The organism is Saccharothrix sp. NRRL B-16348 (assembly GCF_001280085.1).
Taxonomy (GTDB): domain Bacteria; phylum Actinomycetota; class Actinomycetes; order Mycobacteriales; family Pseudonocardiaceae; genus Actinosynnema.
In genome coordinates, this window is record NZ_LGED01000091.1 from 66,897 (window position 1) to 91,892 (window position 24,996).

The following is a 24,996-nucleotide window of genomic DNA, read 5'->3' on the forward strand; positions in this document are numbered from 1 at the left end:
GGGGAAGCGCCGACGGCACCTCCCCGCCCGCCTCAGGCCGTGCGGCCGGGCTCGACCAGTTCACGCAGGCGCGGCGGCATGCGCTTCTCCAGGCCGAACGGTTCCAGGTGGGCCTGGAGGACGCCGTCGAACGCCCGCTTCACCGACGCGGTGTCCCACGTGTCGCTCTCCAGGATCGGCTGCTTGAAGTACGGGTGGCCGACGAGGTGCAGCTGCCTGCCGTTGCACCGCACGATCTGGCCCGTGATGCCGTCGGCGGCGTCGCTGAGCAGGAACAGCACGAGCGGCGCGACCTTGCCGGGGGTGCGGTCGGCGGGGATGGCCCGCAGCGAGCGCTCCGACTTCCACACCATCCGGGTGTGCGCGACCGGGCAGACGGCGTTGACCCGGATGTTGTCCCCTTCCAGGTCGAGGGCCCACGACGAGCTGAGCGACGCCACCGCGCCTTTGGTGGCCGAGTAGGTGGCGAGTTTCCGCTGGCCGAGAAACGCGCCTGACGAAATGTTCACGATCGAGCCGTGGCCCTGCTCGCGCATCACGCGCATCGCGGCCATTCCGGTGTATATGACTCCCAGGAGGTTGACCTCGACGATCCGCCGGATGGATTCCGGCTCGTCCTCCCACGGCAGCGCCTCGTAGTTGAGCCCAGCGTTGTTCACCAGGCCGTCGACCCGGCCGAACTCGGCCTGGCACATTCCCACGATCTTCTCGGCCTCGCTGGGATCGGCCACCGACGCCGTGCTCGCCACCGCGCGCCCGCCGTACGCCCTGATGTGTTGAGCGACCTGTTCGGCCTGGTCAGCGTCGATGTCGTTGACCACGACCGCCGCGCCGGCCTGCGCGGCGTGCATCGCGTAGGCCTCGCCCAACCCTCGTCCCGCCCCGGTGATCACGACTGCTTTGCCGTCAAGAATCCCCATCTCGCGCTCTTCTCTGTGCTCGGCGGACTCCCCTGCCCCGGCCCTTTACGGCCGGAGTCGTTTCCGCCTTCGACCAGCGTGGGGATCGGCGGCACCCGAAGCGCCACAAATGCGACGAGGTGTGTGTTTGCTGCGCTGAATGGCCTATGGAGTTCGTCCCTGCCGATGGTCCGGACTGGTCGGCAACGGCCCGTGACCACCGGAAACCTCCCGTTGAGCTTCGCCGGAAAGTGTGAAAGGCCGTCCCCGTCGAGTGAACGGGGACGGCCTTCCGACGCGCGGGGTTCAGCCGCGGTAGGTGAGGTTGCGGCCGTTGCCGGGGTCGAACAGCTGCACCTTGTCCGCGTCGAACCAGATGTCGGCCGGCTCGCCCTCCACCGCGGTGGACGTCGCGGCGATCCGGGCGACCAGCGACACGCCGCCGCCGGGCACGTCGGCCGAGCCCGCGTCGGCCGCGAGCTCGGCCAGCTCCGCCGACGTCGCCTGTTCACCCTGGAGGCTGAAGTAGGCGAACTTGTCGGAGCCCATCGACTCCAGCACGTCCACGTGGTTGGTGAACGTGACCCCGTTCGAGCGAACGGCGTCGTCCACCAGTCGGGCGTCCTCGAAGTGCTCGGGCCGCAACCCCATGATCACCTCGCGGGGCGCCTCGGCGACTTCCAGCAGCCCGCGCACCCGGTCGGTGAGCGGCACGTCGCCGAGCGCCGACCGCAGCACGCCGTGCTCCAGCGCGGCGGGCACGAAGTTCATCGCGGGCGAGCCGATGAACCCGGCGACGAACAGGTTGGCCGGGTTGTCGTAGAGGAACTGCGGCGCGCCGACCTGCTGCACCGCGCCGCCGCGCATCACCACGACCCGGTCGCCGAGGGTCATCGCCTCGGTCTGGTCGTGCGTGACGTACACGGTGGTGGTGCCGAGCTGCTTCTGCAGCCGCGACACCGACGTGCGCATCTGCACGCGCAGCTTGGCGTCGAGGTTCGACAGCGGCTCGTCCATCAGGAACGCCTTGGGGCTGCGCACGATCGCCCGCCCCATCGCGACCCGCTGCCGCTGCCCGCCCGACAGGTTCGCCGGCTTGCGGTCCAGGTGGTGGGTCAGGTCGAGGATCTCGGCGGCGTCCCGGACCTTCTTCTCCACGGTGGCGTCGTCCACCTTGGCCAGCCGCAGCGGGAAGGCCATGTTCTCCTTCACCGTCATGTGCGGGTAGAGCGCGTAGGACTGGAACACCATCGCGATGTCGCGGTCCTTGGGCGCGCGCTCGTTGACCCGTTCGCCGCCGATGCGCAGCTCGCCGGACGTGATGTCCTCCAGGCCCGCGATCATGTTGAGGGTCGTGGACTTCCCGCAGCCGGACGGGCCGACCAGGATGATGAACTCGCCGTCGGCGACCTCGATGTCCACGTCCCGCACGGCCACCGCGCCGTCGGGGTACTGCTTGGTCACGTTGTCCAGAACGATCTCGGCCATTGCTTCACCCCTTGACGGCGCCGGAGGTCAACCCGGCGACGATCCGACGCTGGAAGAACAACACGAAGAGGATGATCGGGATGGTGATCACCACGGCGGCGGCGGCGATCGACCCGGTCGGGTCCTCGAACTGCGAGCTGCCGGTGAAGAACGACAGCGCGACCGGCACCGTGCGCGAGCTCTCGGTGGAGGTCAGCGAGATCGCGAACAGGAAGTCGTTCCAGCAGAAGATGAACACCAGGATCGCGGTGGTGAACACGCCGGGCGCGGCCAGCGGCGCGATGACCCGGCGGAACGCCTGGCCGGGCGTCGCGCCGTCCATCTTCGCGGCCTTCTCCAGCTCCCACGGGATCTCGCGGAAGAACGCCGACAGCGTGTAGATCGCCAACGGCAGCGCGAACGTGATGTACGGCAGGATCAGGCCGGGCCACGTGTCGAACAGCCCGAGCGTCCGCTCGATCTCGAACAGCGGCGAGACCAGCGAGATCTGCGGGAACATCGCGATCAGCAGCGACACCCCGACCAGCAGCCGCTTGCCGGGGAAGTCGAGCCGGGCGATCGCGTAGGCGGCCATCGTGCCGAACACGACCGCGACGGCCGTGGCGATCAGCGCGATGCCGATCGAGTTCACCAGCGCGCGGACGAACTCCGTGGTGGCGAAGATCGCCTTGTAGTTGTCGAACGTCCAGGCGCGCGGGATGAAGTTGCCGTCGCCCAAGGTCTCCTTGGTCTTGAACGACAACGACACGATCCACAGCACCGGGACCAGCGCGTACGCCACCACCAGGACGTTGAGCACGGTCCAGCGCGCCTTGCGGCCCGTCGTCACCGCTCCGCCGATGCCCGCCATCAGCGCCTCCCCCCGCCGTCGCCGCCGGGCGCGGCGGTGCCGAACAGCTTCACGAACACGAACGCGATGACCGCCACCGCGATGAAGATCAGCACCGACATGGTGGAGCCGATGCCCAGGTTCAGGCCCTTGATCAGGTTGTTGTAGGTCAGCATCGACACCGACGACGTGCCCTGCGAGCCCGCCGTGAGCACGAACAGGTTGTCGAAGATGCGGAACGCGTCGAGCGTGCGGAACAGCAGCGCCACCAGGATGGCGGGCTTCATCACCGGCACCATGACCTTGGTGAACCGCTGCCACGCGCTCGCGCCGTCCATCGCGGCGGCCTTGAGCAGGTCGTCCGGCACCAGGGCCAGGCCCGCCATCAGCAGCAGCGCCATGAACGGCGTGGTCTTCCAGATCTCGGCCAGCGTCACGACCATGATCGCCGGGATCTTCTCGGTGAGCACCGGGTCGCCGCCCGCGACCGTCTCGGCCAGGTAGCCGGTGCCGGGCGTCCAGGCGTAGCGCCAGGAGAACGCGGCGACGACCGTGACGATGCCGTACGGGATGAGCGTGGACGTGCGCACGATGCCCCGGCCGACCAGGGTGCGGTGCATGATCAGGGCCAGCGCCATGCCGAGCACCAGCTCGACCGCCACGGACACCACCGTGATCAGCACCGTCACCCACATGGCGTTCCACCAGTAGGGGTTGGTCAGCACGGTGACGTAGTTGTCGAGGCCGACGAACTCGGTGCGGTCGGGGAACTTCAGGTCGTAGCGCTGCAGCGACAGCCAGAGGGAGTAGAGGATCGGCCAGCCCGCGACGGCGGCCATGATGAGGATCGCGGGCGCGCACAGCAGCAGGCCGAGGCGTCGTTCGGCCTTCTTGCCCTCGCTGAGCGCCGCCTTGGCCTTGGGCGACAGCCGGGGCTCGGCGTCCAGCGCGTGGCTCACGGCAGCACCCCCTTCGAGTCGAGCGCGTCCTGGAGCTCGCTGCGCAGCCGTTCGGCCGTGCGCTCCGGGTCGATGCCCCCCGGTGGCGACAGGATCGTGGAGATGACGGTCGAGACGTTCTGGTAGGCGGGGGTGCGCGGGCGGGCGCTCGCGTTCTTCAGCGTCTCCAGGATCGCTTCCTTCATCGGGTACGGCTCGGCCATCTCCGGGTCGTCGTAGACGGACTCGATGGTGGGCGGCACGCCGTCGTTGATGGCGGCGAACTTCTGGTTCTCCGCGCTGCGCAGGCACGAGACGGCGTCGAACGACTCGTCGGGGTGCCGGGAGAAGGCGCTGACCGCGTAGTTGATGCCGCCGACGGTGACCTCGGCCGGGTCGCCGTCGATCGACGGGTAGGGCGCCCACTTCAGGTTCGGGGCGAGGTCGGGCACGGCCTGGGCGGCGGCGTAGATGTACGGCCAGTTCAGCTGGAACGCGGCCTTGCCGTTCTCCATGGCCAGCCGGGCGTCGTCCTCGGCGGCGTTGGAGAACGACGGGTCGACGACCTTCGAGGTGGCGAACTGCTTGAGCACTTCGAGCGCCTTGACCGCACCGTCGTCCACGACGGCCTTGGTGCCGCTCTCGTCCAGGATCTGCCCGCCGGCGGTGTTGACCAGCGTGTTGTAGAGGACGACGAGGCCCTCGTACTGCTTGCCCTGGGCGGCGACCAGGCCCGGGGTCTTGTCGTCGCCGTCCGCTTCGAGCCGTGCGCCCATCTCGATCATCTCGGACCACGTCTTCGGCGGCGTGGGCACGAGGTCGCCGCGGTACCAGAGGAGTTGGACGTTCGTGTTGTCCGGCGCCCCGTACAGCCTGCCCGCGTAGCGGGCGGTCTCCAGCGGCGTCTCCAGCGTGCCGTCCTCGACCTGCGCCTTGGCCTGGCCGGTGAACTCCTTGATCCAGCCCGCCTTGGCCAGTTCGGCGGTCCACGTGACGTCGAGCGCCAGCACGTCCATGTCGTCGTCGCCCGCGGCGAGCCGGCGGACCATCTGCTCGCGCTGGCCGTCCGCCTCGCGCGGCAGCTTGTGGTAGACGATCTCGTAGCCGGCGGCCCGGTCGTTGCAGTTGTCGACGATCTGCTGGAAGTTCTCCTGCGGGTACTTGTAGACGTTGATGGTGATCCCGCCGTCACCCGAACCACAGCCCGCCAGCGCGGACGTCGCGATCAGCGCGGCGCCCCCTGCGGCGGCCAACCGATGACCCTTGCCCCTCATCGGTCCTGCCTCCTTCCCGACAACGGAGGAGCCAGACCGCAGCGCCCGGCACCTCGTCGTGCCCACCGGCCGGCTGGGGCCGACCGGTGGAACGAACGTGGGCCAGGTGATCAGGTGCCGCGACCACCGGAGCCCGGAACGGCCTTACCCGGTCCGGCGGTGCGGTAAACCTCTGTCTTCTACGTCAGTCCTTGCCGGCCTTGCCCGCGTCGGAGGGGCGCATGGCGAGCTTGGCGAGCAGGTCGCGGCCCCGTTCGGCGGAACGGGGCTGGCAGAGCACGTCGTAACGGCCCGCGACGAGCTGGCTGGCGCTCTGGAAGTCGCGCTTCCCACGCGCCGAGCCGTAGCCGACGGCGGCGAAGATCAGGCCGAACGCGATGCCGACCACCAGACCCGCGACGATCGGGCCGAGGCTGGAGCCCGGGGTGGTGTTGAACAGGCTGAGCAGGACGCCGACGAACAGGCCGAACCAGGCCCCCGACGCCGCGCCGGTGCCGAGCACGCGGCCCCAGGTGAGGCGACCGGTGACCCGTTCGACGAGCATCAGGTCGACACCCACGATCGTGACCTCCTGGACGGGGAAGTCGTCGTCGGCGAGGAAGTCGACGGCGCGCTGCGCCTCCTCGTAGGTGCCGTACGAGCCGATGGGCCAACCGGTGGGTGGGGTGGGCAGCCGGGGAGGCACCCCGGGTCGGTTCTGGCCGGAGAAGGAACTCGTCACGGTGACCACCTCTTCGCGGTGCTGATCTCCCCATCCTGCCAACACCGGGCGGGCGGCGCGAAACAGGTTGCGGGGAAGGGTGCGAAACGTGACCTGACCGGACCGCCCGGTCGTGGTGCTGACCAGGTCACCCGACCGTGGTACCGACCGGCGGCGACCCGATGGTGGTCCGATGGTGGTCCGGGCGGGGTCGGTGCGGGGTCGGTGCGCTGCCGTCGGGACTTGACAAGATCAAAAGCTTAAAAGCATGTCCTCGCCGGACGGGCAGATCAGCAGGATGACCCCACTGCCCTGGTTCTGTGCCGGGTCCGTTGTTGGTGCGGGTTTCGTGTCATCCCACCGACCTCCCTCCGGGCTACCACACGTATCAAGGGGGCAGCCAACAGAAGCACTGGTCAGGCAATGGTGAACAGGCCCCCTTGACACGCGCGGTAGGGCAAAGCCAGGTCGGCGGGATGACACGAAGCCCTCCCTCTGTGGGGGAGAAGGGCGTCGGCGGCCGCACCGCGTGTCGGGCCCGGCACCGCGCCCGACCGGCGACCCCCGAACCACTCCACTGGCAGCTCTTTGATCAAAAGTAGGGCTTCGTGTCATCCCGCCGACCTGGCGCAGCCCTACCGCACGTGTCAAGGGGGGCGCCTGTCCACCAATGCCTGACGGCATCGACTGTGGGCTGCGCCCCCCTTGATACGTGTGGTAGCCCTTGTGGAGGTCGGTGGGATGACACGGAGCCCGGACCAACGACGAGACCGGCACAGAACCAGGCAGTGGGGTCATCCTGCTGATCTGCCCGTCCGGCGAGGACATGCTTTTAAGCTTTTAAAGGGCCGGAAGAAGGCCTACCGCCCCCTCAGCCGTCACCCCCGCGACTGGTAGTCGCGCAACAGCCCCCGACTGATGATGGTCTTCTGGATCTCGCTGGTGCCCTCACCGATCAGCAGGAACGGCGCCTCGCGCATCAGGCGCTCGATCTCGTACTCCTTGGAGTACCCATAGCCACCATGGATCCGGAACGCCTCCTGCGTCACCTCGGCGCAGTACTCCGACGCGATGAGCTTGGCCATGCCCGCCTCGACGTCGTTGCGCGCGCCCGAGTCCTTCAGCCGCGCCGCGTTCACCATCATCAGGTGGGCGGCCTCGACCTTGGTCGCCATCTCGGCCAGCTTGAACGCGATGGCCTGGTGCTCGACGATCGGCTTGCCGAACGTCTTGCGCTGCTGCGCGTACTCGATCGCCAGCTCGAACGACCGCAACGCGATGCCGCACGCCCGAGCCGCGACGTTGACCCGGCCGACCTCGACGCCGTCCATCATGTGCCGGAACCCGCGCCCGGTCTGGCCGCCCAGCACCTGCTCGGCCGGGATGCGGAAGCCGTCGAACACCATCTCGGTGGTGTCGACGCCCTTGTAGCCCATCTTGTCGATCTTGCCGGGGATGGTGAGGCCGGGCACGACCTCGCCGTAGCCCTCGGGCTTCTCCACCAGGAACGTGGTCAGGTTCTGGTGCGCCTTCTCCGCGCCCTCGTCGGTCTTCACCAGCACGGCGGTGAGGTTGGACGTGCCGCCGTTGGTCAGCCACATCTTCTGGCCGTTGATGACGAAGTCGTCGCCCTCACGCACGGCCCGCGTGCGGATCGCCGCCACGTCGGAGCCCAACTCGGGCTCGGACATGGAGAACGAGCCGCGCACCTCGCCGGTCGCCATCCGCGGCAGGTACTTCCGCTGCTGCTCGGGCGTGCCGTGCTGCTTGAGCATGTGCGCCACGATGAAGTGCGTGTTGATCACGCCGGACACGGACATCCAGCCGCGCGCGATCTGCTCGACGACCAGGGCGTAGGTCAGCAGCGACTCGCCGAGCCCGCCGAACTCCTCCGGGATGGTGAGCCCGAACAGGCCCATCTCCTTCATGCCCTCGACGATGTCGGCCGGGTACGTGTCGCCGTGCTCCAGCGCCTGGGCGTGCGGGATGATCTCCTTGTCCACGAAGGTGCGGACCGTCGACAGGATCTCCTCCTGGACGTCGGTCAGTCCTGCGGTCCGGGCCAGGCGCGCCATCGCGTTTCCCTTCGTAGCTCTCGGGTTACCGGCGAGTATGGCGGGGTTAACGCACGTTCGCGCGACAAAGGTGCTCATCGCCACGCGCTGAACCGAAACAGCGGGTTAGCCTGTGCGCCCGCACGAATCGCAGGGGGATCCACATGTCGCAGCCGTACCAGCCGCAACCGGGCTACTACCCGCCGCCGGCCACGCAGACCAACGGGATGGCGATCGCCGCGCTGATCACGGCGTTCCTGTTCTCGCCGGCGGGCATCGTGCTGGGCATCGTGGCGCGCAAGCAGATCCGGCGGACCGGTGAGCAGGGCTGGGGCATGGCGACGGCCGGCCTCATCATCGGCGTGGTGCTGACCGTGCTGTGGGTGCTGGCGGTCGTGCTGTGGGTCGTGCTGGTGGTGTGGCTGTACCGCGAGGTCGGGAACCTGCCGACCCCGACGCCGCGCTGACCACTGGTCAGGCCCGGGTCAACTCCAACGACCCGCCGCAGTGGCGGCACACCTCGGCGAACACGTGGACGTCGTGCGAGCAGGCCGGGCAGGGCCGGAAGCTGCGCTCGAGCAGGTCGTCACGGCGACGGCGGAACAACGGCCTGCGCGGGGTTCGATGTCTGGACACGACGACCACCATGCACAGGCAGCACCCCATGATCGCCAATCCGCACCACGCGTTGTGGCCATGCTCACCGGTGGGGTCAGCGTTCCGTGCGCGTCCGGTCACTGTTCGAACGTGCGCAGCCAGCCGTCGAGGTGCGGACACCCGGCGCGCAGGCGTGCCAGGCCCAGCCCCTGGATCGCCAGCGGCCCGTCGACCGTCTTGACGTAGCCGGGGCAGTAGTCGAGCAGCCGCTTCGACGGCGCGGTAGCGGGCCCGTCGTTGACCACCTCGGCTCCTCCGGCGACCCGGACGTCCTCACGCAGCCGGTCGGCGAGTCCGGTGCGAGTACTCCTCGAGCCACGCGCCGAGCCGTTCGCGGTCGGGACGGGTGAACGTGGAAGCGCCGTCGACCCGCTCGACCACGATCAGGTCGTCCAGCTCGAACTGGTTCACCAGGGTGACCGACTGCGTGGCGACGAGAACCTGGCTGCGCGTCGACGCCTGCCGAAGGAGCCCGGCCAACTGGACGACGGCGTAGGGGTGCAGCCCCAGTTCCGGCTCGTCCAAGACCACGAGCGAGGGCAGCCGAGGGTGCAGGAGCAGAGTCGCCAGGCAGATGAACCGAAGTGTGCCGTCCGACATCTGGTCGGCCGAGAACACGGCATCGGAGTCCTGTTGCCGCCAACGCAACCGCAGCCGGTCGCCCTTCTCCGGTTGAAGCACGAAGTCCCGGAAGAAGGGCGCGACCTGCCGGACCGCGCCCACGATCCGCCGGTAAGCCGACTGGTCGGCCTGGTCGTCGCTGTCGGAGAGCGTCAGCAGGACAGACGCGAGATTGCCCGCGTCGCTGCGCAGCAACAGGTTGTCCGCCGTGGCCACCAACTGCTTGACCGGGGCGTTCCGGCTGGTGTCGTGGAAGTGGTAGACGCGGCAACCGCGCAGCATTTCGATCATGCCCGATGCGGCCGCGTTGACGCCGGTGCGAGCAGTCTCGTGGAGCCGCGTCTCCCGGTTCCCCCGACCGATCTCGACCGGGACCGACCAGCCGACCGACTCGTGGGCGAAGATGAATTCATCGTTGCCGGCCGGCTCCAGCACGGCTTCGTACTCGCCGGATGACGCGACGATCTTCGTGCGAAGGTGGGCGGCATCGGTGTGGCGCAGCGCCGAAGCCCCGCCGTTCAGGCCGACGAAGTAGCGCAGGTCTTCCTCGACCAGGCGACCGAGCAGTTCGAACACGCGGATGAAGTTGCTCTTGCCCGCGCCGTTCGCGCCGATCAGGACGTTCAGCCGGCCGAGGTCGACCCGCGCCGAGCGGATCGAGGCGTACCCCTCCACCTCGATCGACTTCAGCTCCCGGTCGGCCACGCGATCACTCTACGACCACGCGCCGACCGGGAACGGCGACAGCTCAGTCCTCCGGCGGCGACCACACGTTCGTGCGCGCCATGCCCGCGGCACGGCCCTTGGACGAGATGACCAGCGCCATCTTGCGCGAGGCCTCGTCGATCATCTCGTCGCCGAGCATCACGGCGCCACGCTTGCCGCCCTGCTCGGACGTGAAGTAGTCGTACGCGTCGAGGATGTTCTCGGCGTGGTCGTAGTCCTCCTGCTTCGGGCTGTACACCTCGTTCGCCGCGTCGATCTGGCCCGGGTGCAGGACCCACTTGCCGTCGAAGCCGAGGGCGGCCGAACGACCCGCCACGCGGCGGAAGCCGTCGACGTCCCGGATCTGCAGGTACGGCCCGTCGATGGCCTGCTTGTCGTGCGCGCGGGCGGCCATGAGGATCTGCATCAGGATGTAGTGGTAGGCGTCGCCCACGTCGTAGCCGGGCGGCTGCTCGCCGACGACCAGCGACTTCATGTTGATCGACGCCATGAAGTCGGCCGGGCCGAAGATGATCGTCTCCACCCGCGGCGAGGCCGTCGCGATGGCGTTGACGTTGATCAGGCCCAGCGCGTTCTCGATCTGCGCCTCGATGCCGATCCGCCCGACCTCGTAGCCCATGGTCTTCTCGATCTGGGTGAGCAGCAGGTCCAGCGCGTGCACCTGCTCCGCGGTCTGCACCTTGGGCAGCATGATGCAGTCCAGGTTGGCGCCCGCGCCCTCGACGACCTCGGTGACGTCGCGGTACGTCCACTCGGTGGTCCAGTCGTTCACCCGGACCACCCGCGCGCGGGAGCCCCAGCCGCCCTCGTTCAGCGACGCCACGATGGTCTTGCGCGCGTCCGGCTTGGCCAGCGGCGCGCACGCGTCCTCCAGGTCGAGGAACACCTGGTCCGCGGGCAGCGTGCGAGCCTTGTCGATCATCTTCTGGCTCGAGCCGGGCACGGCCAGACACGAGCGACGGGGACGCTGCTGGTCGACCACTGTGGGTACCTCCTCGTACCGGCCGGTAACTCCTGTTGTGCGAAGGGTGGCACGCACGCCTGGCGCCCGCTATTTCGTGAGTCACGACTCACAGGCCCGTGGCAGGCTGAACCGGTGGAGATCGAGCAGGTGCTGGACAACGCGCTGCGCAAGGCCGCCGCGGTGTGGATCCGACCGGACGGCCACGAGCCGCGACTGGTGTGGGCGCTGTGGCGCGACGGGACGCTCCTGGTGGTGGTCGGCGGCACGGAGCAGGAGGTGCCGGGCCTGGCCGACGGCGTCACGTGCACCGTCACCGTCCGCTCCCCCACCACGCACTCCCACCTGGTCGACGCCGCCGCGACCGCCCACCTGACCGAGCCGGACGACGACACCGCGGCGGCGCTGCGGGCCGCCCGGCTCAACAGCAGGCCGCAGTGGGACTCGGTCTACCGCTTGGAGCTCGCGTGATCACCGTCCCGGACGACTTCGGCCGGATCCTCGGCGAGGAATCGCGGGAGTGGCGCGCGAACCTGCCCACCCTGGCCACGAAGTTCTGCGCCCGCTGGCGGCTCACCCCGGACGGCTCGCTGCTCACCGGCCACACCGCCGTGGTCCTGCCGGTGCGCCGCGCCGACGGCCACCCGGCCGTGCTCAAGCTGACCTGGCTGGACGACGAGAACCGGCAGGAGCCGATGGCGCTGCGGGCCTGGCGCGGCCAAGGCGTGGTGGACCTGCTCGACCACGACGACGAGCAGGGCGCGCTGCTCCTGGAACGCCTGGACCACACCCGGTCGCTGGGCGACGCACCGATCGAGGAGGCGCTGGCCGTCACCGGCGGGCTGCTGCGCAGGCTGCGCACCCCCGCCGGACCGGAGTTCCGCCGCCACGAGTTCCCGGACCTGACCGAGCGGAACGCCGACCGGGGCGGACCGCTGCCCGTCGACCTCGTCCGCCACGCCGACGTGCTCGGCGCGGAGCTCACCGCGACCGCCGGGACCACGCTCGTCAACCAGGACCTGCACTACGAGAACGTGCTGCGCGGCGACCGGGAGCCGTGGGTGCTGATCGACCCGAAACCGCTGTCCGGCGACCGCGAGATCGGCGTGATCCCGTTGCTGTGGAACAGGTTCGGCGAGCTGGACGGCGAACGCGGGCTGCGCGACCGGTTCGCCGCGCTGTGCGACATCGGCGAACTGGACGCCGACCGGGCCCGCGCCTGGACGTTCTGCCGCGCCGTCGACACCTGGCTGTGGTGCCTGGACGAGGAGTTGGACGAGATGGCGACCGTGGTCGAGGCGATCGCGCGCACCTTCCGCCCGTGACCGCGCCGTCCACAGTGGAACGCAGCGGCGGCGCACCGGGCGGACTAACCTGATCACGTGGTCGCCGTGAACCGCGTCTTCGCCGCCCAGCTCGCCGGCATGCCCGTGTTCGGGCCGGACGGCGAGTCGATCGGCAAGGTCCGCGACCTGGTCATCGGCCTGCGGGTGGACCGCCAGCCGCCCCGCGTGCTCGGCCTGGTACTGGAGCTGGCCACCCGGCGGCGCATCTTCGTGCCGATGCTGCGGGTCACGTCGATCGAGCCGAACGCCGTCACGCTCGCCACCGGCTCGGTCAACCTGCGCCAGTTCCACCAGCGCGCCAACGAGGTGCTGGTCGTCGGCGAGCTGCTCGACGCCCGCGTGACGCTCGACTCCGGCGCGGCGGCGGTGCTGGTCGACGCGGCGATGGAGCCCAGCCGCACGCGTGACTGGCGGATGACGCGGGTCGCGGTCCGGGAGCGCACCGGTCGGCTGGCCCGCCGCGGCCCGGTGCAGGTGCTGCGCTGGGAGGATCTGAGCGGGCTGACGGTGACCGAGCTGGCGGGCCAGCCGCAGGGCGCGCAGCACCTGGTGGCGATCTTCGAGACGATGCGCGCCGCGGACGTGGCGCTGGCCCTGCACAGCCTGCCGTTCAAGCGGCGCTACGAGGTGGCCGAGGCGCTGGACGACGAACGGCTCGCCGACGTCATCGAGGAGATGGCCGAGGAGGACCAGAAGGACCTGCTGGGGCACTTGGACGACGAGCGCGCCGCGGACATCCTGGAGGCCATGAACCCCGACGACGCCGCCGACCTGCTGGCCGAGCTGCCGAAGGGCGAGCAGGACCGGCTGCTGGGGCTGATGGAGCCGGAGGAGTCCGAACCGGTGCGGCGGCTGCTGGAGTACAGCTTCGACACCGCGGGCGGCCTGATGACGCCGGAACCGGTGGTGCTCGCGCCGGACGCGACCGTGGCCGAGGCACTGGCGCACGTGCGCAACCCGGACCTGACGCCCGCGCTGGCCAGCATGGTGTTCGTGTGCCGCGCGCCGACGGCCACGCCGACCGGCCGCTACCTGGGCTGCGTGCACATCCAGCGGCTGCTGCGCGAACCGCCGTCCGACCTGGTCGCGGGCGTGCTGGACACGGACCTGGCGACGTTGTCGCCGACCGCGTCGCTCAGCGACGTGACCCGCTACTTCGCCGCCTACAACCTGGTGTGCGGGCCGGTGGTGGACGAGAGCGACCACCTGCTCGGCGCGGTCACCGTGGACGACGTGCTGGACCACCTGCTGCCGGCCAACTGGCGCGAGACGGGGCTGTCCCATGCCTGAGCTGCTGCCGCGTCGACGGCTCGACCAGCCGCGCACGGAGAACCGGTTCCGGCTGTCGCTCGACCCGGAGGCGTTCGGCCGGTTCTCCGAGCGCCTGGCCCGGTTCCTCGGCACCGGCAAGTTCCTGTTCTGGCAGACGCTGCTGGTGATCGTGTGGATCACGCTGAACCTGTTCGCGGTGACGCTGCGCTGGGACCCGTACCCGTTCATCCTGCTCAACCTGGCGTTCTCCACGCAGGCCGCGTACGCCGCGCCGCTGATCCTGCTCGCGCAGAACCGGCAGGACGACCGCGACCGGGTGTCGCTGGAGGAGGACCGGGCCCGCGCCGCGCAGACGAAGGCCGACACCGAGTACCTGGCCCGCGAGCTGGCCGCGCTGCGGCTCGCCGTCGGCGAGGTGGTGACCCGCGACTACCTGCGCAGCGAGCTGGAACGGGTGTTCCGGGAGCGCAAGCGGCCCGCCAAGGACGTCAGGGACGCGAAGGACGACGTGCCGTCGTCGTGAGGCTCACGGTTCGTCGGCGCCCAGCCGGTCGCACGTGCGGCCGAACGCCTCCAGCTCGGCGTGGTCGAACACCTCCGCGAAGTGCCGCACCACGCCCGCGAGGTGCGTGCCGGACGCCACCCGGAGCCGGTCGAGGCCCTGCGCGGTGAGCACCGCCACCACGCCGCGGCCGTCGCCGTCGGCACGTTCCCGCAGCACCAGGCCCGCGCGTTCCAGGCGGTCGACGAGTCTGGTCACGCCGGAGCGGGACAGCAGCACCGCGTCGGCCAGCTCGGTCATCCGCAATCGGTGCTGCGGCGCCTCGGCGAGCTGGACCAGGACGTCGTAGGCCGCGAGCGACAGGCGTTGCTCGGCGATCAGTTCGGCTTCCAGGATCCGAGTGAGCCTCGCGTGCGCCCGGAGGAAGGATCGCCACACCCCCAGCTCGGTACGGGTGGGCAACCGGGCAGATCCGGTTTCCGGCACGGATACCAATGTTACGGAAAGCACGCAAACGGCTGCGCGCTGCCCCCGGAACGGAGGTGACCAACCGGTAGCTTGGAGGTGCACGGCCCGCCGTAGCATGGCGGTCCCACCACCTCTCCCGAAGGCGTTCCCGTGACTCTTCCTACCGTTGACGACGTGCAGAAGGCGTTGGCCGGTGTCCAGGACCCGGAGATCCGGCGTCCGATCACCGACCTCGGCATGGTCAAGGGCGTCGTGGTCGGCGACGACGGTGTCGTGGACGTGGCGGTGTTCCTGACCGTGTCCGGCTGCCCGCTGCGCGACAAGATCACCGCCGACGTGACGTCCGCCGTGTCCGCGCTCGACGGCGTGACCGGTGTCCGCGTCGAGCTGGACGTGATGAGCGACTCCCAGCGCACCGAGCTGCGCAAGACGCTGCGCGGCGGCGTCGAGGAACCGGTGATCCCGTTCGCCCAGCCCGGGTCGTTGACGCGGGTGTACTGCGTGGCGTCCGGCAAGGGCGGTGTCGGCAAGTCGTCGGTGACGGTGAACCTGGCCGTCGCGATGGCCGCGCGCGGGCTGTCCGTCGGCGTGGTGGACGCCGACATCTACGGCCACTCCATCCCGCGGATGCTGGGCACGGACGCGAAGCCCACCCAGGTCGAGAAGATGATCATGCCGCCGCAGTCGCACGGTGTGAAGCTCATCTCGATCGGCATGTTCACGTCGGGCAACACGCCGGTCGTGTGGCGCGGCCCGATGCTGCACCGGGCGTTGCAGCAGTTCCTGGCCGACGTGTTCTGGGGCGACCTGGACGTGCTGCTGCTCGACCTGCCGCCGGGCACCGGCGACATCGCCATCTCGGTGGCGCAGCTCGTGCCGAACGCCGAGATCCTGGTCGTGACGACGCCGCAGCAGGCCGCGGCCGAGGTGGCCGAGCGGGCGGGTTCCATCGCGTTGCAGACGCGGCAGCGGATCGCCGGCGTGATCGAGAACATGTCGTGGCTGGAGCTGCCGGACGGCACGCGCATGGAGGTGTTCGGCGAGGGCGGCGGCCAGGCCGTGGCCGACTCGCTGACGCAGGCGGTCGGCGCGGACGTGCCACTGCTGGGCCAGGTCCCGCTCGACCCGCGCCTGCGCGAGCAGGGCGACTCGGGCACGCCGATCGTGCTGGCGCACCCCGAGTCGGTCGCCGGACAGGTGCTGACGGCCGCGGCGGGCAAGCTGTCGACGCGGTCGCGCGGCCTGGCCGGACGCCTGCTGAACGTCACCCCGGCCGGCCGCTGAGACCGAGCCGTCAGCGCGTGGCCCGTGGCTCGTCGATCGCGCCGCGGGACCTCGCGCCCACGGCTCGACGAGGCGGTGTGGTGCCGTCTCGCCACGTCGCGACCAGCAGGGCGAGCCGTTGGGGGCGGTCGGAGTCGGCGACGATCCAGCAGATCGCGAGGATGGGCACGACAATCGCGACGATCAGCAGGATCACACCAATCCAGCCCGCCGCCAGAGCCGCAGCCACCCCACCGCCGATGCCTCCGGCCGCTCCGATGCCTCCGGCCAAGCCCATCGCACGTCGCCTCATCGGTCCACCGCCCGACGTGCAGTCGTCCGCAGCGTGATCGCGAGCCGGGGTGCGGCGACCAGGATGATGCTGAGCAGCTCGATCCACCGCCGAACGCGAGGTGTCCCGTCAGCGCGCAGGTCGATCATCCACGCCGCCCATTCCTCGCGGTACTCGCGCCTGGCATCAGCGGGTAACAGCCGACTGGCGCCCGCAATCACGTCATCGGACCACGGGCCGATTTCGATGGGGTTCGTGATGCCCTCCCCTGCGAGAAGGAGTGCGATGACGAGGATGGCGAGAGCGAAGGCGAGGATGCCGCCGGCGGCGTCGTCGAGAACGCCCGAAGCGGCGGAAAGACCGGCCGCGGTGAACGCGGCGAGGGCTGCGACAGTGGCGATCGGAGCGCCCACGACGAGGAGGAGCCAGCGGCCGCGCTGCTGCTTTCGTGACACTTCGTCCACCCGCCTCAGTGCCCGAGTCGCGGACGCAGTGCCGACAGGCGGCCGGTGGACGCCTCGGTCCGGGCCACGACCTGGTGGGCCTGAGCCGCCCCGAGGCCGGTGAGGCGGTAGTAACGCCGCCGCGGCCGGCCTTGGTCCTCGTGCTCGGCCGGGTCTTCCCAGAAGCTCTCGACCAGCCCGATCCGCTGAAGACGGGCCAGGATCGGGTGCAGCGTCCCAGTCTTCAACCCGGTCTGCCGGGCGATATCGAGCCCGTAGCGGGGCGTCGCGGGATCGTCCAGCAGCGCCCGAAGCACCTCGATCGTCTGCGGTGTCATCCGAGGCCCGGCCACCATTCAACTCTACCTAACTAGACTTTCTGACGCTACCTAGCTAGAGATAAGAGCCTGCCCTGTCGGAGGCCATGACGCCTGATGGTGAGCTCAGGTGGCGTCCGGGTCGTACGGGGGGCGCTCGCCGCTCTCCAGCGGACGGTCCCGGATCGTCGTGTCGCGGGCCGGTGGCACGGCGGGGTGGCCGTTCGGCTTCTCGCTGGGCTCGTCGTCCCACAGGTGCTTCGTGATCGCGCGCTTGGGGTCGAAGTTCCGCAGTTCCCGCAGGTCCTCGAGGGGCTTGCGCAGCTGCTCGAACTCGGGCCCCATCTCCTGCTTCAGCTGCTCCCGGGCGCCGGTCGCGTAGTCGCGGACCTTGCGCACCGTCTTGCCGACCCACGCGGCCGCGTCGGGCAGTCGTTCCGGGCCGAGGATGAACAGCCCCGCCACGACGATGACGAGGATCTCAAGCCACCCGATGCTGTCGAACACCCTCGTGCCCCCACCTTCCGCGCCCAAGCCCTGGCTGCCAGCGTAACCGTCAATCGGACCGCAAAGTCACCTGCACGGTCAGCTCCCGGCCCTGCCTGGCCAGCACGACCGGCACCGTCTCGCCGATTTCATGGTCCCTTACCGCAACGGTCAGCTCCGCGGCGTTGCGCACCATCCGGTCGCCGACCCGGGTGATCACGTCGCCTTCCTCGATGCCCGCCGCGTCGGCCGCGCCGCCCTCGGGCACGTTCTGCACCTGCGCGCCCTCCGCCGTCTCCGCCGACGCCGACCGCACGTTGATGTTCATGTCGGCGTGCTTGACCTCGCCGTCGCGGATCAACGCCTGCGACACCTTGCGCGCGTAGTTGCCGGAGATCGCGAACCCGAGGCCGACCGAGCCGCCGGTCTCGGTGCGGATCGACGAGTTGATGCCGACCAGCGCGCCGGACGAGTCGACCAGCGCGCCACCGGAGTTGCCCGGGTTGATGGCCGCGTCGGTCTGGATCGCGTCGTAGGTGACCTGCGGCCCGCCGTTCTCGCCGGCCGCCGTCACGGGCCGGTGCAGGGCGCTGACGATGCCCTCGGTCACGGTGTTCGACAGCGACAGCGGCGAGCCGATCGCGAGCACGGTGTCGCCCACCGCCAGCTCGTCGGAGTCGCCGAACTGCAGCACGGTCGGGTTGTCCACCTCGACCTTGATCACCGCGAGGTCGGTCTTGGAGTCACGGCCGACGACCTGCGCGACGGCCCGCTTGCCGTCGGTGAAGACCACGGTCAGCTTCGCCGACGTGTCCTGCGCCGCCGGGGCGACCACGTGGTCGTTGGTCAGCACGTAGCCCTCGCCGTCGATGACCACACCGGAGCCGACGCCGGCCACGTTCGCGCCCTTGAACTCGATCGACACGACGCTGGGCGTGACCCGCTTGGCGATGTCGGCGACCGACCCGACCGGGCGTTCCTTGCCGGGCTTGACCTCGGCGAGCGTGACGCCGCCGTCGGTGAGCGGGTTGCCGACGCGACCGAGCAGCCAGCCGACCACGCCGCCGCCCGCGCCGATCACCAGCGCGGCCACCATGAGCAGCACCAGGGCCATCGGCTTGACGCGCCGCCCGAACAGCAGTTCGGGCACGCTGAGCTGCGGTCCGGGCTCGGGTTCCGGCTTGGGTCCGGTGTCGGGCTGCTCGGTGACGGCGGGCGGGCCGATGACGGCCGACGCGCCCGGGTCGCGCCACGAGTCGCCCGCCGGCTTGCCCTCCCAGAAGACGGGCTCCACCTCGGGCTCGCCGTTCGGGTCGACCGGCGGGCGCTGCAAGCGGGTCTCGGCGTCGCCGCGCGGCCGGCCGAACGCCGTGGACAGCGCTTCCGGTGGCGGTGGCGCGAGCTGGACGAACGAGTTGCCGTTGGGGCTCGGGCGGTCGGCGGAGAACGCGCCCGCCACGCCCTGCGGCCGGCCGAACACGGCCTGTTGACCGGGGTCGACGGCCGGGCGGTTCAGCGGACGGGGTGCGAGCCTGCGGTGCGCCCCGTCGTCAACGCCCGACCTGGGAGTCCCGTTGCCCTGCTCTGGCTCGCTCATCGCTCCCCGCACGTCGTCACACCATGGTTGTCGCGGGGCAATCGTGCCGGGTGACCGGTGAAGTTGCCGTCAGCGGGCTGGTCAGCGACCCAGCAGGCCGGTGTCCGCGGCGGGGCGCAGCACGCCGACGGGCTCGCGTTCGTCGGTCAACGACGGCGCGACCACGGGCGAGGGCTGCGGCGAGTTGCCCTGGGCGGGCGGCGGCGCGTTGTCCTCGCTGCCCGGTGCGACCAGGGCGAGCGCGCCGAGCATGAGACCGGAGACGACGACGCCGGCGCCTTGGCGCGCACGTCGACCCCCGAAGAGACCGGCACCGAAGCGGCTACCGCCGCCGGTTCCGAAAGGGCGGCCGGACCCCAGCACGGGACCGTTGCCGAACGCGACCCGGTCGGGCCGCTGGACCGTGACGAGCTGGCCGTCCTCGGTGACCGCGAGGCCGTCCGGGGCGCTGGGCAGCTCCACTTCCTGCGGGATCGCGCCCAGCCTGGCCAGCAGGCTCGCGGGCGCGCACGGCGCGTCGGCGGCGCGCACGGCCGACCGGGCCTGCTGCTGCGAGTACGCCTCGGCCGCGCAGAACGGGCAGCGCTGCAGGTGCGCGGACGCCCTGTTGTGCGCCGAGGCGGACAGCTCGCCGTCGACGAAGGCGACGACCGCGTCGGGCAGCAGGTGCTGCTCGGGCAGTTGCCAACCTCGCAGGTCGGTCATGCAGAGTCCTCCTGAGCCAGACCCCGACGGCGTTCCAGTGCGACCCGCAGGGCCTGGCGGCCCCGGTGGATCCTGCTCCTCACGGTACCGAGTTTGACGCCGAGGGTGGCGCCGATCTCCTCGTAGGAGAGTCCTTCCACGTCACACAGCACGACGGCGGCGCGGAACTCGGGCGGCAGCTCGTCCAGCGCGGCCTGCAGCTCCGGGTCGAGGTGCGTGTCGTCGTAGATCTCCTCGGGCGTCGGGTCGTCGCCCGGGATGCGGTCGGTCTCCTCGGGCAGGGCCTCCATGCGCACGCGGGAGCGGCGGCGGGCCATGTCGAGGAAGAGGTTCGTGGTGATGCGGTGCAGCCAGCCCTCGAACGTGCCGGGCTTGTACGACGCCAGCGAGCGGAACACCCGGATGAACGTCTCCTGGGTGAGGTCCTCGGCGTCGTGCTGGTTGCCGGACAGGCGGTAGGCCAGCCGGTACACCCGGTCGGCGTGGTCGCGGACCACTTGGTCCCACGAGGGCGCGATCCAGTCCGCGTCCTCGATGGGCGCGGTCAGTGCGGGCGCCGTCGGTGCGGCGGTCGGCTGCTTTGGCATCGGGCGGTTAAGCACCTCCACTGGGCTGGCTGCCCTGCTGCACGGGTCAACGCTCGGCTCCCCTGACGTGTTCCCGTTGGTCCTGCTCGTCATGCGTTGGGGTCAGCTTGACGTCTTCCCTTATAACCATCGTGAGAGACGGCTGAGAGCATGCTGAGAATCCGGGTTGTCGGCGAGATTCACCCGAACCGACGCCGGCGGCGTTAGCCTTCGTGCTGTGGATGCGCCGACGCGCGAGTACGTGGAGCGCTACCTGCCCGAGGACGCCGTGATCACGGCCGCCAGGGCTCGTGGCGCCGAGTTGGGGTGCGTGCCGATCGGGTCCGGCGGCGGGGCGGCGCTGCGGTTCCTCGCCGCGGCGTTGCAGGCCAAGGCCGTGGTGGAGATCGGCACCGGGGCCGGTGTCGGCGCGTTGTACCTGCTCGGCGGCATGCCCGCGGCCGGCGTGCTCACGTCGATCGACGTGGCGCCGGAGCACCAGCGGGCGGCCCGGGTGGCGTTCGCGGAGGCGGGGGTCGCGGTGTCGCGGACCCGGTTGATCATGGGTCAGGCGCTGGACGTGCTGCCGAGGCTCACCGACGGCGCGTACGACCTGGTGTTCGTGGACGCGGCGAAGTCGGAGTACCCGAAGTACCTGGCGGAGGGCGTGCGGCTGCTGCGGCCGGGCGGCGTGATCGCGTTCGACAACGTGCTGTGGCACGGCCGGGTGGTCGACCCGTCGCACCGCGACCCGGACACGACGGCGATGCGGGAGGTGGCGCGGTCGGTCCGCGAGGACGACCGCCTGGTCCCGGTGATCCTGCCGCTCGGCGACGGCCTGCTGGTCGCGGCGAAGGTCGGCTGACCTCACCCGGCTGACCTCACCCCGCCGGGGTCACCCGTGTGGGTGAAATCACGGCAGGTCGGCGCGGTGTCGGGGACCGCCGCGGAGGAGGTCCCCGACCGCACCTCACACCATCAGTGGGCCGTGACGCCCTTCCCGAGCACCGTCACCCCGCCTGACGACACGGTGTAGCGCTGCCGGTCCGTCGCCGGGTCCACGCCGATCAACGCGCCGTCGGGCACGACGACGTTCTTGTCCAGGATCGCCCGCCGCACCACCGCGCCGCGCCCGATCCGCACGCCCGGCAGCAGCACGCTCCCCTGCACCACCGACCCGGACTCCACGACCACGTCCGAGCTGATCACCGACCCGTGGATGGTCCCCGAGATGATCGAACCCGGCCCCACCATCGAGTCCTCGGCGCTGCCTCCCGCGATGAACTTCGCGGGCGGGAGCGGCGGGGTCGCCGTCCGGATCGGCCACGCCTGGTTGTAGAGGTTGAACACCGGCCGCACCGACACCAGGTCCATGTGCGCCTCGTAGTAGGCGTCGATGGTCCCCACGTCGCGCCAGTAGCCCCGGTCGCGGTCGGTCTCGCCCGGCACCTTGTTGTCGGCGAAGTCGTAGACGTGCGCCTGCCCCTGGTCGACGAGCATCGGGATGATGTCGCCGCCCATGTCGTGGTCGGAGTCGGGGTTCGACGCGTCCGCCCGCAACGCGTCGATCAGCGCCTCCGTGGTGAACACGTAGTTGCCCATCGACGCGAAGGTGACCTCGGGGTCGTCCGGCACGTGCGGCGGCTCGGCGGGCTTCTCCAGGAACCGGGTGATCAGCCCGGTCGCGTCGGAGTCGATGCAGCCGAACGCCTTGGCCTCCGCCCGCGGCACCCGGATGCCCGCGACGGTGACGCCCGCCCCGGTCTCCACGTGCTGCTCCACCATCTGGCCGGGGTCCATCCGGTAGACGTGGTCGGCCCCGAAGATGATCACGTGCTCGGGTTTCTCGTCGTTGACGAGGTTCAACGACTGGAAGATGGCGTCCGCGCTGCCGGTGTACCAGCGCGGCCCGAGCCGCTGCTGCGCCGGCACCGGCGTGACGTACTGGCCGAGCACATTGGACAGTCGCCACGTCGTGGAGATGTGCCGGTCCAGGGAATGGGATTTGTACTGGGTGAGCACGCAGAGCTTGACGAAACCCGCGTTCACCAGGTTGGACAGGACGAAGTCCACCAACCGGTAGTTACCGCCGAAGGGCACCGCCGGCTTTGCCCGGTCGGCGGTCAACGGCCACAACCGTTTGCCTTCGCCACCGGCGAGGACAATTCCTAGAACGTGCGGTTGCCCTTTCACAGCAACGACCCTAACCGGGTGACCACCGGCCCACCAACGGCGAAGTAACGCAAACTCCGCTCGTTCACCCGGCTGCCCCCGGCCACGGGGTTACGGTGAGCCCCGTGCGAATTGGACTGCTCACACGGGAGTACCCGCCGGAGGTCTACGGCGGCGCTGGGGTGCACGTCGGCTTCCTGGTGCCGAGGTTGCGCGAACTGGTCGACGTGGACGTGCACGCCTTCGGCGGGCCGCGCGCGGACGCCAGGGCGCACAACCCCGCGCACGGCCTGGAGCAGGCGAACGCCGCGCTGGCCACGTTGTCGGTCGACCTGGAGATGGCCGCCGCGCTGGGCGACGCGCAGCTCGCGCACTCGCACACCTGGTACGCCAACATGGCCGGTCACCTGGCGAAACTGCTGCACGGCATCCCGCACGTGGTGACCGCGCACTCGCTGGAGCCGCGCCGGCCGTGGAAGGCCGAGCAGCTGGGCGGCGGCTACCGGGTGTCGTCGTGGGTGGAGCGGACCGCGTACGAGGCGGCGGACGCGGTGATCGCGGTCAGCGAGGGCATGCGCGCCGACGTGCTGGACTGCTACCCGGCGTTGGACCCGGCCCGGGTGCACGTCGTGCGCAACGGGATCGACACGACCGCTTACCACCCCGTTTCCGACACCGACGCCCTGCTCCGGCACGGCATCGACCCGGCGCGGCCGATCGTGACGTTCGTGGGGCGGATCACCCGGCAGAAGGGCGTCGGGCACCTGGTCGCCGCCGCGCACCGGATCTCGCCGGACGCGCAGGTCGTGCTGTGCGCGGGCGCGCCGGACACGCCGGAGATCGCCGAGGAGACGCGGCTCGCGGTGGCGGAGCTGGCGGCGTCGCGGCCGGGGGTGTTCTGGATCCAGCAGATGCTCCAGCCGGCCGAGGTGCGGCAGATCCTGAGCCACTCGACGGTGTTCGTGTGCCCGTCGGTGTACGAGCCGCTGGGCATCGTGAACCTGGAGGCGATGGCGTGCGGCACGGCCGTGGTGGCGTCCGACGTGGGCGGCATCCCGGAGGTCGTCGACCACGGGCGGACCGGGCTGCTGGTGCACTACGACGAGAAGGACGTCGAGGCGTACCGGGTGGCGTTGGCCGACGCGGTGAACGAGGTGCTCGGCGACCCGGCGAGGGCGGCGGCGTTCGGCGAGGCGGGGCGCGCGCGGGCGATCGAGGAGTTCTCGTGGGCGACGGTCGCCGAGCAGACCGTGGCGGTGTACTCGGCGGCGCTGAAGGGCTCCCCGTGATCAGCTGACCCCGCACTGTGACGTGCGCCACTCGGCCGCGATGCAACGGTATGGGGCGCCGACCGCCTTTAACCAGTAGGGGCGACTACTGGGGGCGTTATGCGGTGGCTTGTGCTCCTGCTCGCGCTGGTGGCCGGCGGGTGCGCCACGCCCGCGTTCAGCGCGGAGCAGGTCAGGTTGACCATCGAGGGAGAGGCGGTGCTGGACGCGCCCGGCCTGCAGTCGCGGGCCGAGGCGGAGCTGAGCTACACGCTGTCGTTCGGGTACGTGGCCCGGACCGGCCAGGACGCGGTGAGCTGCTGGTTCGCGCGCACCGGTGAGGCGTTCGAGGTCGACACGCGGCTGTGGTGCGGCCCCGTGCAGGTGCCCGGCACGGCCGCGACCACCGACTGGGTGCCGGTGCCGTTGAAGAAGGTCGAGAGCAACGCCTCCGGGATCCGGCTGGAGGTGCAGCCGCCGCAGGTGCCCGCGCAGGGCGCCCGCAGCACACCGGTGGGGAAGCTGGTGCGCACCGACGGGCGGGAGACCGACGCCGACCAGGGCGTCGGCCAGGCGGGGCCGGACTTCCTGGCCGTGCTGCCCGACGACGGGCAGGTGCTCGACGCGGCGTCCGCGATGGTGCGCGACGACCAGCTCGAGGTGAACGTGACGGGGTACTCGTCGCCGACCGTGTGGCCGACCGCGGAAGGTGACCTGCGGGCCGAGCACGGGGTGGCGTTGCGGGTGCTGCGGGTGCGGGTGACGCGGCACGCGGAGGTCGACTCGGCGTTCGGGCAGACGCCGTGGCGCGGGTGGCTGCCGCAGCCGCCGGAGCTGTCGCTGGACGTGCCGGGCCGACGCCACCGGCTGCCCGCCGACCGGCTGCCGGACAACGGGTCGGCGCTGATCGTCTACACGGTGCCGGTCGCCGGCGGGCAGGAGTCGCTGGTGCTCGACACGGTGGGGGCGAAGTCGCTGCAACAGCGGGTCGAGGTGCCGACCGGGGTGGTCGTCGGCGAGGCGCCGAAGGTGCTGCGGCGCGCGCCGGGGCCGGAGGCGATCTCGGTGTCGACGCCGATCTCGCTGGGCGCGACGGCCGGTTCGGTGGAGGTCGTGCGGGCCCGGCTGGGTCGGCAGCGGCCGGTGTCGGCG

Annotated in this window: 28 protein-coding genes; 8 read left to right on the forward strand and 20 right to left on the reverse strand. The window is 70.6% G+C overall.

Annotated elements, in window-relative coordinates; translation table 11 throughout:
- Positions 1-32 precede the first annotated feature (32 nt).
- From ADK67_RS10700 to ADK67_RS10730, 7 genes are all read right to left on the reverse strand, one after another.
- Complete coding sequence (locus ADK67_RS10700) at positions 33-920, reverse strand: SDR family NAD(P)-dependent oxidoreductase (protein WP_053716244.1); 888 nt, start codon at positions 918-920, stop codon at positions 33-35.
- A gap of 285 nt (positions 921-1,205) precedes the next feature.
- Positions 1,206-2,387, reverse strand: coding sequence for an ABC transporter ATP-binding protein (locus ADK67_RS10705; protein WP_053716245.1), 1,182 nt, complete (start codon positions 2,385-2,387; stop codon positions 1,206-1,208).
- Between the two features lie 4 nt (positions 2,388-2,391).
- Positions 2,392-3,237, reverse strand: coding sequence for a carbohydrate ABC transporter permease (locus tag ADK67_RS10710; RefSeq protein ID WP_053716246.1), 846 nt, complete (start codon positions 3,235-3,237; stop codon positions 2,392-2,394).
- Positions 3,237-4,175: a carbohydrate ABC transporter permease gene (locus tag ADK67_RS10715; RefSeq protein WP_053716247.1), complete on the reverse strand. Its 939-nt coding sequence runs from the start codon at positions 4,173-4,175 to the stop codon at positions 3,237-3,239. The genes ADK67_RS10710 and ADK67_RS10715 overlap by 1 nt, the downstream gene beginning before the upstream one ends.
- Entirely contained in the window at positions 4,172-5,428 is a 1,257-nt protein-coding gene (locus tag ADK67_RS10720) for an ABC transporter substrate-binding protein (RefSeq protein ID WP_053716248.1), read from the reverse strand. The genes ADK67_RS10715 and ADK67_RS10720 overlap by 4 nt, the downstream gene beginning before the upstream one ends.
- A 184-nt stretch (positions 5,429-5,612) precedes the next feature.
- Positions 5,613-6,158 carry a general stress protein gene (locus ADK67_RS10725; RefSeq protein ID WP_442974124.1) on the reverse strand — a complete coding sequence of 182 codons (546 nt, stop codon included), beginning with the start codon at positions 6,156-6,158 and terminating at the stop codon, positions 5,613-5,615.
- Positions 6,159-7,006: 848 nt separating this feature from the next.
- The gene (locus ADK67_RS10730; protein ID WP_053716249.1) at positions 7,007-8,203 is read right to left on the reverse strand and encodes an acyl-CoA dehydrogenase family protein; all 1,197 of its coding nucleotides are present in this window, start codon (positions 8,201-8,203) and stop codon (positions 7,007-7,009) included.
- Positions 8,204-8,346: 143 nt separating this feature from the next.
- Here ADK67_RS10730 and ADK67_RS10735 point away from each other — a divergent pair, with 143 nt between their 5' ends.
- Positions 8,347-8,649 (forward strand): DUF4190 domain-containing protein, encoded by a 303-nt coding sequence (locus tag ADK67_RS10735; protein WP_053716250.1) that lies wholly within the window; start codon positions 8,347-8,349, stop codon positions 8,647-8,649.
- Between the two features lie 7 nt (positions 8,650-8,656).
- Here ADK67_RS10735 and ADK67_RS10740 read toward each other — a convergent pair whose 3' ends face one another.
- The 4 genes from ADK67_RS10740 to ADK67_RS10750 form a co-directional block, all read right to left on the reverse strand.
- Entirely contained in the window at positions 8,657-8,818 is a 162-nt protein-coding gene (locus ADK67_RS10740) for a hypothetical protein (RefSeq protein WP_157620094.1), read from the reverse strand.
- A 98-nt stretch (positions 8,819-8,916) separates the two neighbouring features.
- Entirely contained in the window at positions 8,917-9,084 is a 168-nt protein-coding gene (locus ADK67_RS48860) for a DUF4276 family protein (RefSeq protein WP_231648116.1), read from the reverse strand.
- A gap of 28 nt (positions 9,085-9,112) precedes the next feature.
- Complete coding sequence (locus tag ADK67_RS10745) at positions 9,113-10,165, reverse strand: AAA family ATPase (RefSeq protein WP_053716252.1); 1,053 nt, start codon at positions 10,163-10,165, stop codon at positions 9,113-9,115.
- Between the two features lie 43 nt (positions 10,166-10,208).
- Positions 10,209-11,168, reverse strand: a complete 960-nt coding sequence (locus ADK67_RS10750) for an HpcH/HpaI aldolase/citrate lyase family protein (RefSeq protein WP_053716253.1) — start codon at positions 11,166-11,168, stop codon at positions 10,209-10,211.
- A 114-nt stretch (positions 11,169-11,282) separates the two neighbouring features.
- On the opposite strand from ADK67_RS10750, the gene ADK67_RS10755 reads away from it, so the two are divergent.
- Genes ADK67_RS10755 through ADK67_RS10770 form a run of 4 tightly spaced genes read left to right on the forward strand, consistent with a single transcriptional unit; the run spans position 11,283 to position 14,288 of the window.
- Positions 11,283-11,618 carry a hypothetical protein gene (locus tag ADK67_RS10755; RefSeq protein WP_231648117.1) on the forward strand — a complete coding sequence of 112 codons (336 nt, stop codon included), beginning with the start codon at positions 11,283-11,285 and terminating at the stop codon, positions 11,616-11,618.
- Complete coding sequence (locus tag ADK67_RS10760) at positions 11,615-12,472, forward strand: aminoglycoside phosphotransferase family protein (protein WP_053716254.1); 858 nt, start codon at positions 11,615-11,617, stop codon at positions 12,470-12,472. The genes ADK67_RS10755 and ADK67_RS10760 overlap by 4 nt, the downstream gene beginning before the upstream one ends.
- Before the next feature lie 57 nt (positions 12,473-12,529).
- Positions 12,530-13,783: a magnesium transporter MgtE N-terminal domain-containing protein gene (locus ADK67_RS10765; RefSeq protein WP_157620097.1), complete on the forward strand. Its 1,254-nt coding sequence runs from the start codon at positions 12,530-12,532 to the stop codon at positions 13,781-13,783.
- Positions 13,776-14,288 (forward strand): DUF1003 domain-containing protein, encoded by a 513-nt coding sequence (locus tag ADK67_RS10770; protein WP_053716255.1) that lies wholly within the window; start codon positions 13,776-13,778, stop codon positions 14,286-14,288. Before ADK67_RS10765 ends, ADK67_RS10770 begins: the two co-directional genes overlap by 8 nt.
- A gap of 3 nt (positions 14,289-14,291) precedes the next feature.
- Here the strand turns inward: ADK67_RS10770 and ADK67_RS10775 are convergent, their stop codons facing one another.
- A complete protein-coding gene (locus ADK67_RS10775) occupies positions 14,292-14,753 on the reverse strand; it encodes a MarR family transcriptional regulator (RefSeq protein WP_053716256.1) in 462 nt (153 codons plus the stop codon).
- Positions 14,754-14,885: 132 nt separating this feature from the next.
- Here ADK67_RS10775 and ADK67_RS10780 point away from each other — a divergent pair, with 132 nt between their 5' ends.
- A complete protein-coding gene (locus ADK67_RS10780) occupies positions 14,886-16,019 on the forward strand; it encodes an Mrp/NBP35 family ATP-binding protein (protein WP_053716257.1) in 1,134 nt (377 codons plus the stop codon).
- 10 nt (positions 16,020-16,029) lie between these two features.
- Here the strand turns inward: ADK67_RS10780 and ADK67_RS10785 are convergent, their stop codons facing one another.
- The 7 genes from ADK67_RS10785 to sigE form a co-directional block, all read right to left on the reverse strand.
- On the reverse strand, positions 16,030-16,311 hold the full coding sequence (locus ADK67_RS10785) for a hypothetical protein (RefSeq protein WP_157620099.1): 282 nt from the start codon (positions 16,309-16,311) through the stop codon (positions 16,030-16,032).
- Positions 16,308-16,754 carry a hypothetical protein gene (locus ADK67_RS10790; RefSeq protein ID WP_157620102.1) on the reverse strand — a complete coding sequence of 149 codons (447 nt, stop codon included), beginning with the start codon at positions 16,752-16,754 and terminating at the stop codon, positions 16,308-16,310. The genes ADK67_RS10785 and ADK67_RS10790 overlap by 4 nt, the downstream gene beginning before the upstream one ends.
- A gap of 5 nt (positions 16,755-16,759) precedes the next feature.
- Complete coding sequence (locus ADK67_RS10795; RefSeq protein ID WP_157620105.1) at positions 16,760-17,071, reverse strand: PadR family transcriptional regulator; 312 nt, start codon at positions 17,069-17,071, stop codon at positions 16,760-16,762.
- A gap of 105 nt (positions 17,072-17,176) precedes the next feature.
- Positions 17,177-17,557: a Sec-independent protein translocase protein TatB gene (gene tatB, locus ADK67_RS10800; RefSeq protein WP_053716261.1), complete on the reverse strand. Its 381-nt coding sequence runs from the start codon at positions 17,555-17,557 to the stop codon at positions 17,177-17,179.
- A 49-nt stretch (positions 17,558-17,606) separates the two neighbouring features.
- Positions 17,607-19,133, reverse strand: a complete 1,527-nt coding sequence (locus ADK67_RS10805) for a S1C family serine protease (RefSeq protein ID WP_053716262.1) — start codon at positions 19,131-19,133, stop codon at positions 17,607-17,609.
- 81 nt (positions 19,134-19,214) lie between these two features.
- On the reverse strand, positions 19,215-19,838 hold the full coding sequence (locus ADK67_RS10810) for an anti-sigma factor family protein (protein ID WP_053716263.1): 624 nt from the start codon (positions 19,836-19,838) through the stop codon (positions 19,215-19,217).
- Entirely contained in the window at positions 19,835-20,425 is a 591-nt protein-coding gene (gene sigE / locus ADK67_RS10815; RefSeq protein ID WP_053716264.1) for an RNA polymerase sigma factor SigE, read from the reverse strand. Before sigE ends, ADK67_RS10810 begins: the two co-directional genes overlap by 4 nt.
- A 217-nt stretch (positions 20,426-20,642) precedes the next feature.
- On the opposite strand from sigE, the gene ADK67_RS10820 reads away from it, so the two are divergent.
- Positions 20,643-21,269, forward strand: a complete 627-nt coding sequence (locus ADK67_RS10820; RefSeq protein WP_053716265.1) for an O-methyltransferase — start codon at positions 20,643-20,645, stop codon at positions 21,267-21,269.
- Positions 21,270-21,382: 113 nt separating this feature from the next.
- On the opposite strand, the gene glgC is transcribed toward ADK67_RS10820, so the two are convergent.
- Positions 21,383-22,597 carry a glucose-1-phosphate adenylyltransferase gene (glgC, locus tag ADK67_RS10825; protein ID WP_053716266.1) on the reverse strand — a complete coding sequence of 405 codons (1,215 nt, stop codon included), beginning with the start codon at positions 22,595-22,597 and terminating at the stop codon, positions 21,383-21,385.
- Between the two features lie 104 nt (positions 22,598-22,701).
- Here glgC and glgA point away from each other — a divergent pair, with 104 nt between their 5' ends.
- Complete coding sequence (glgA, locus tag ADK67_RS10830; protein ID WP_053716267.1) at positions 22,702-23,865, forward strand: glycogen synthase; 1,164 nt, start codon at positions 22,702-22,704, stop codon at positions 23,863-23,865.
- The last annotated feature ends 1,131 nt before the right edge of the window (positions 23,866-24,996 follow it).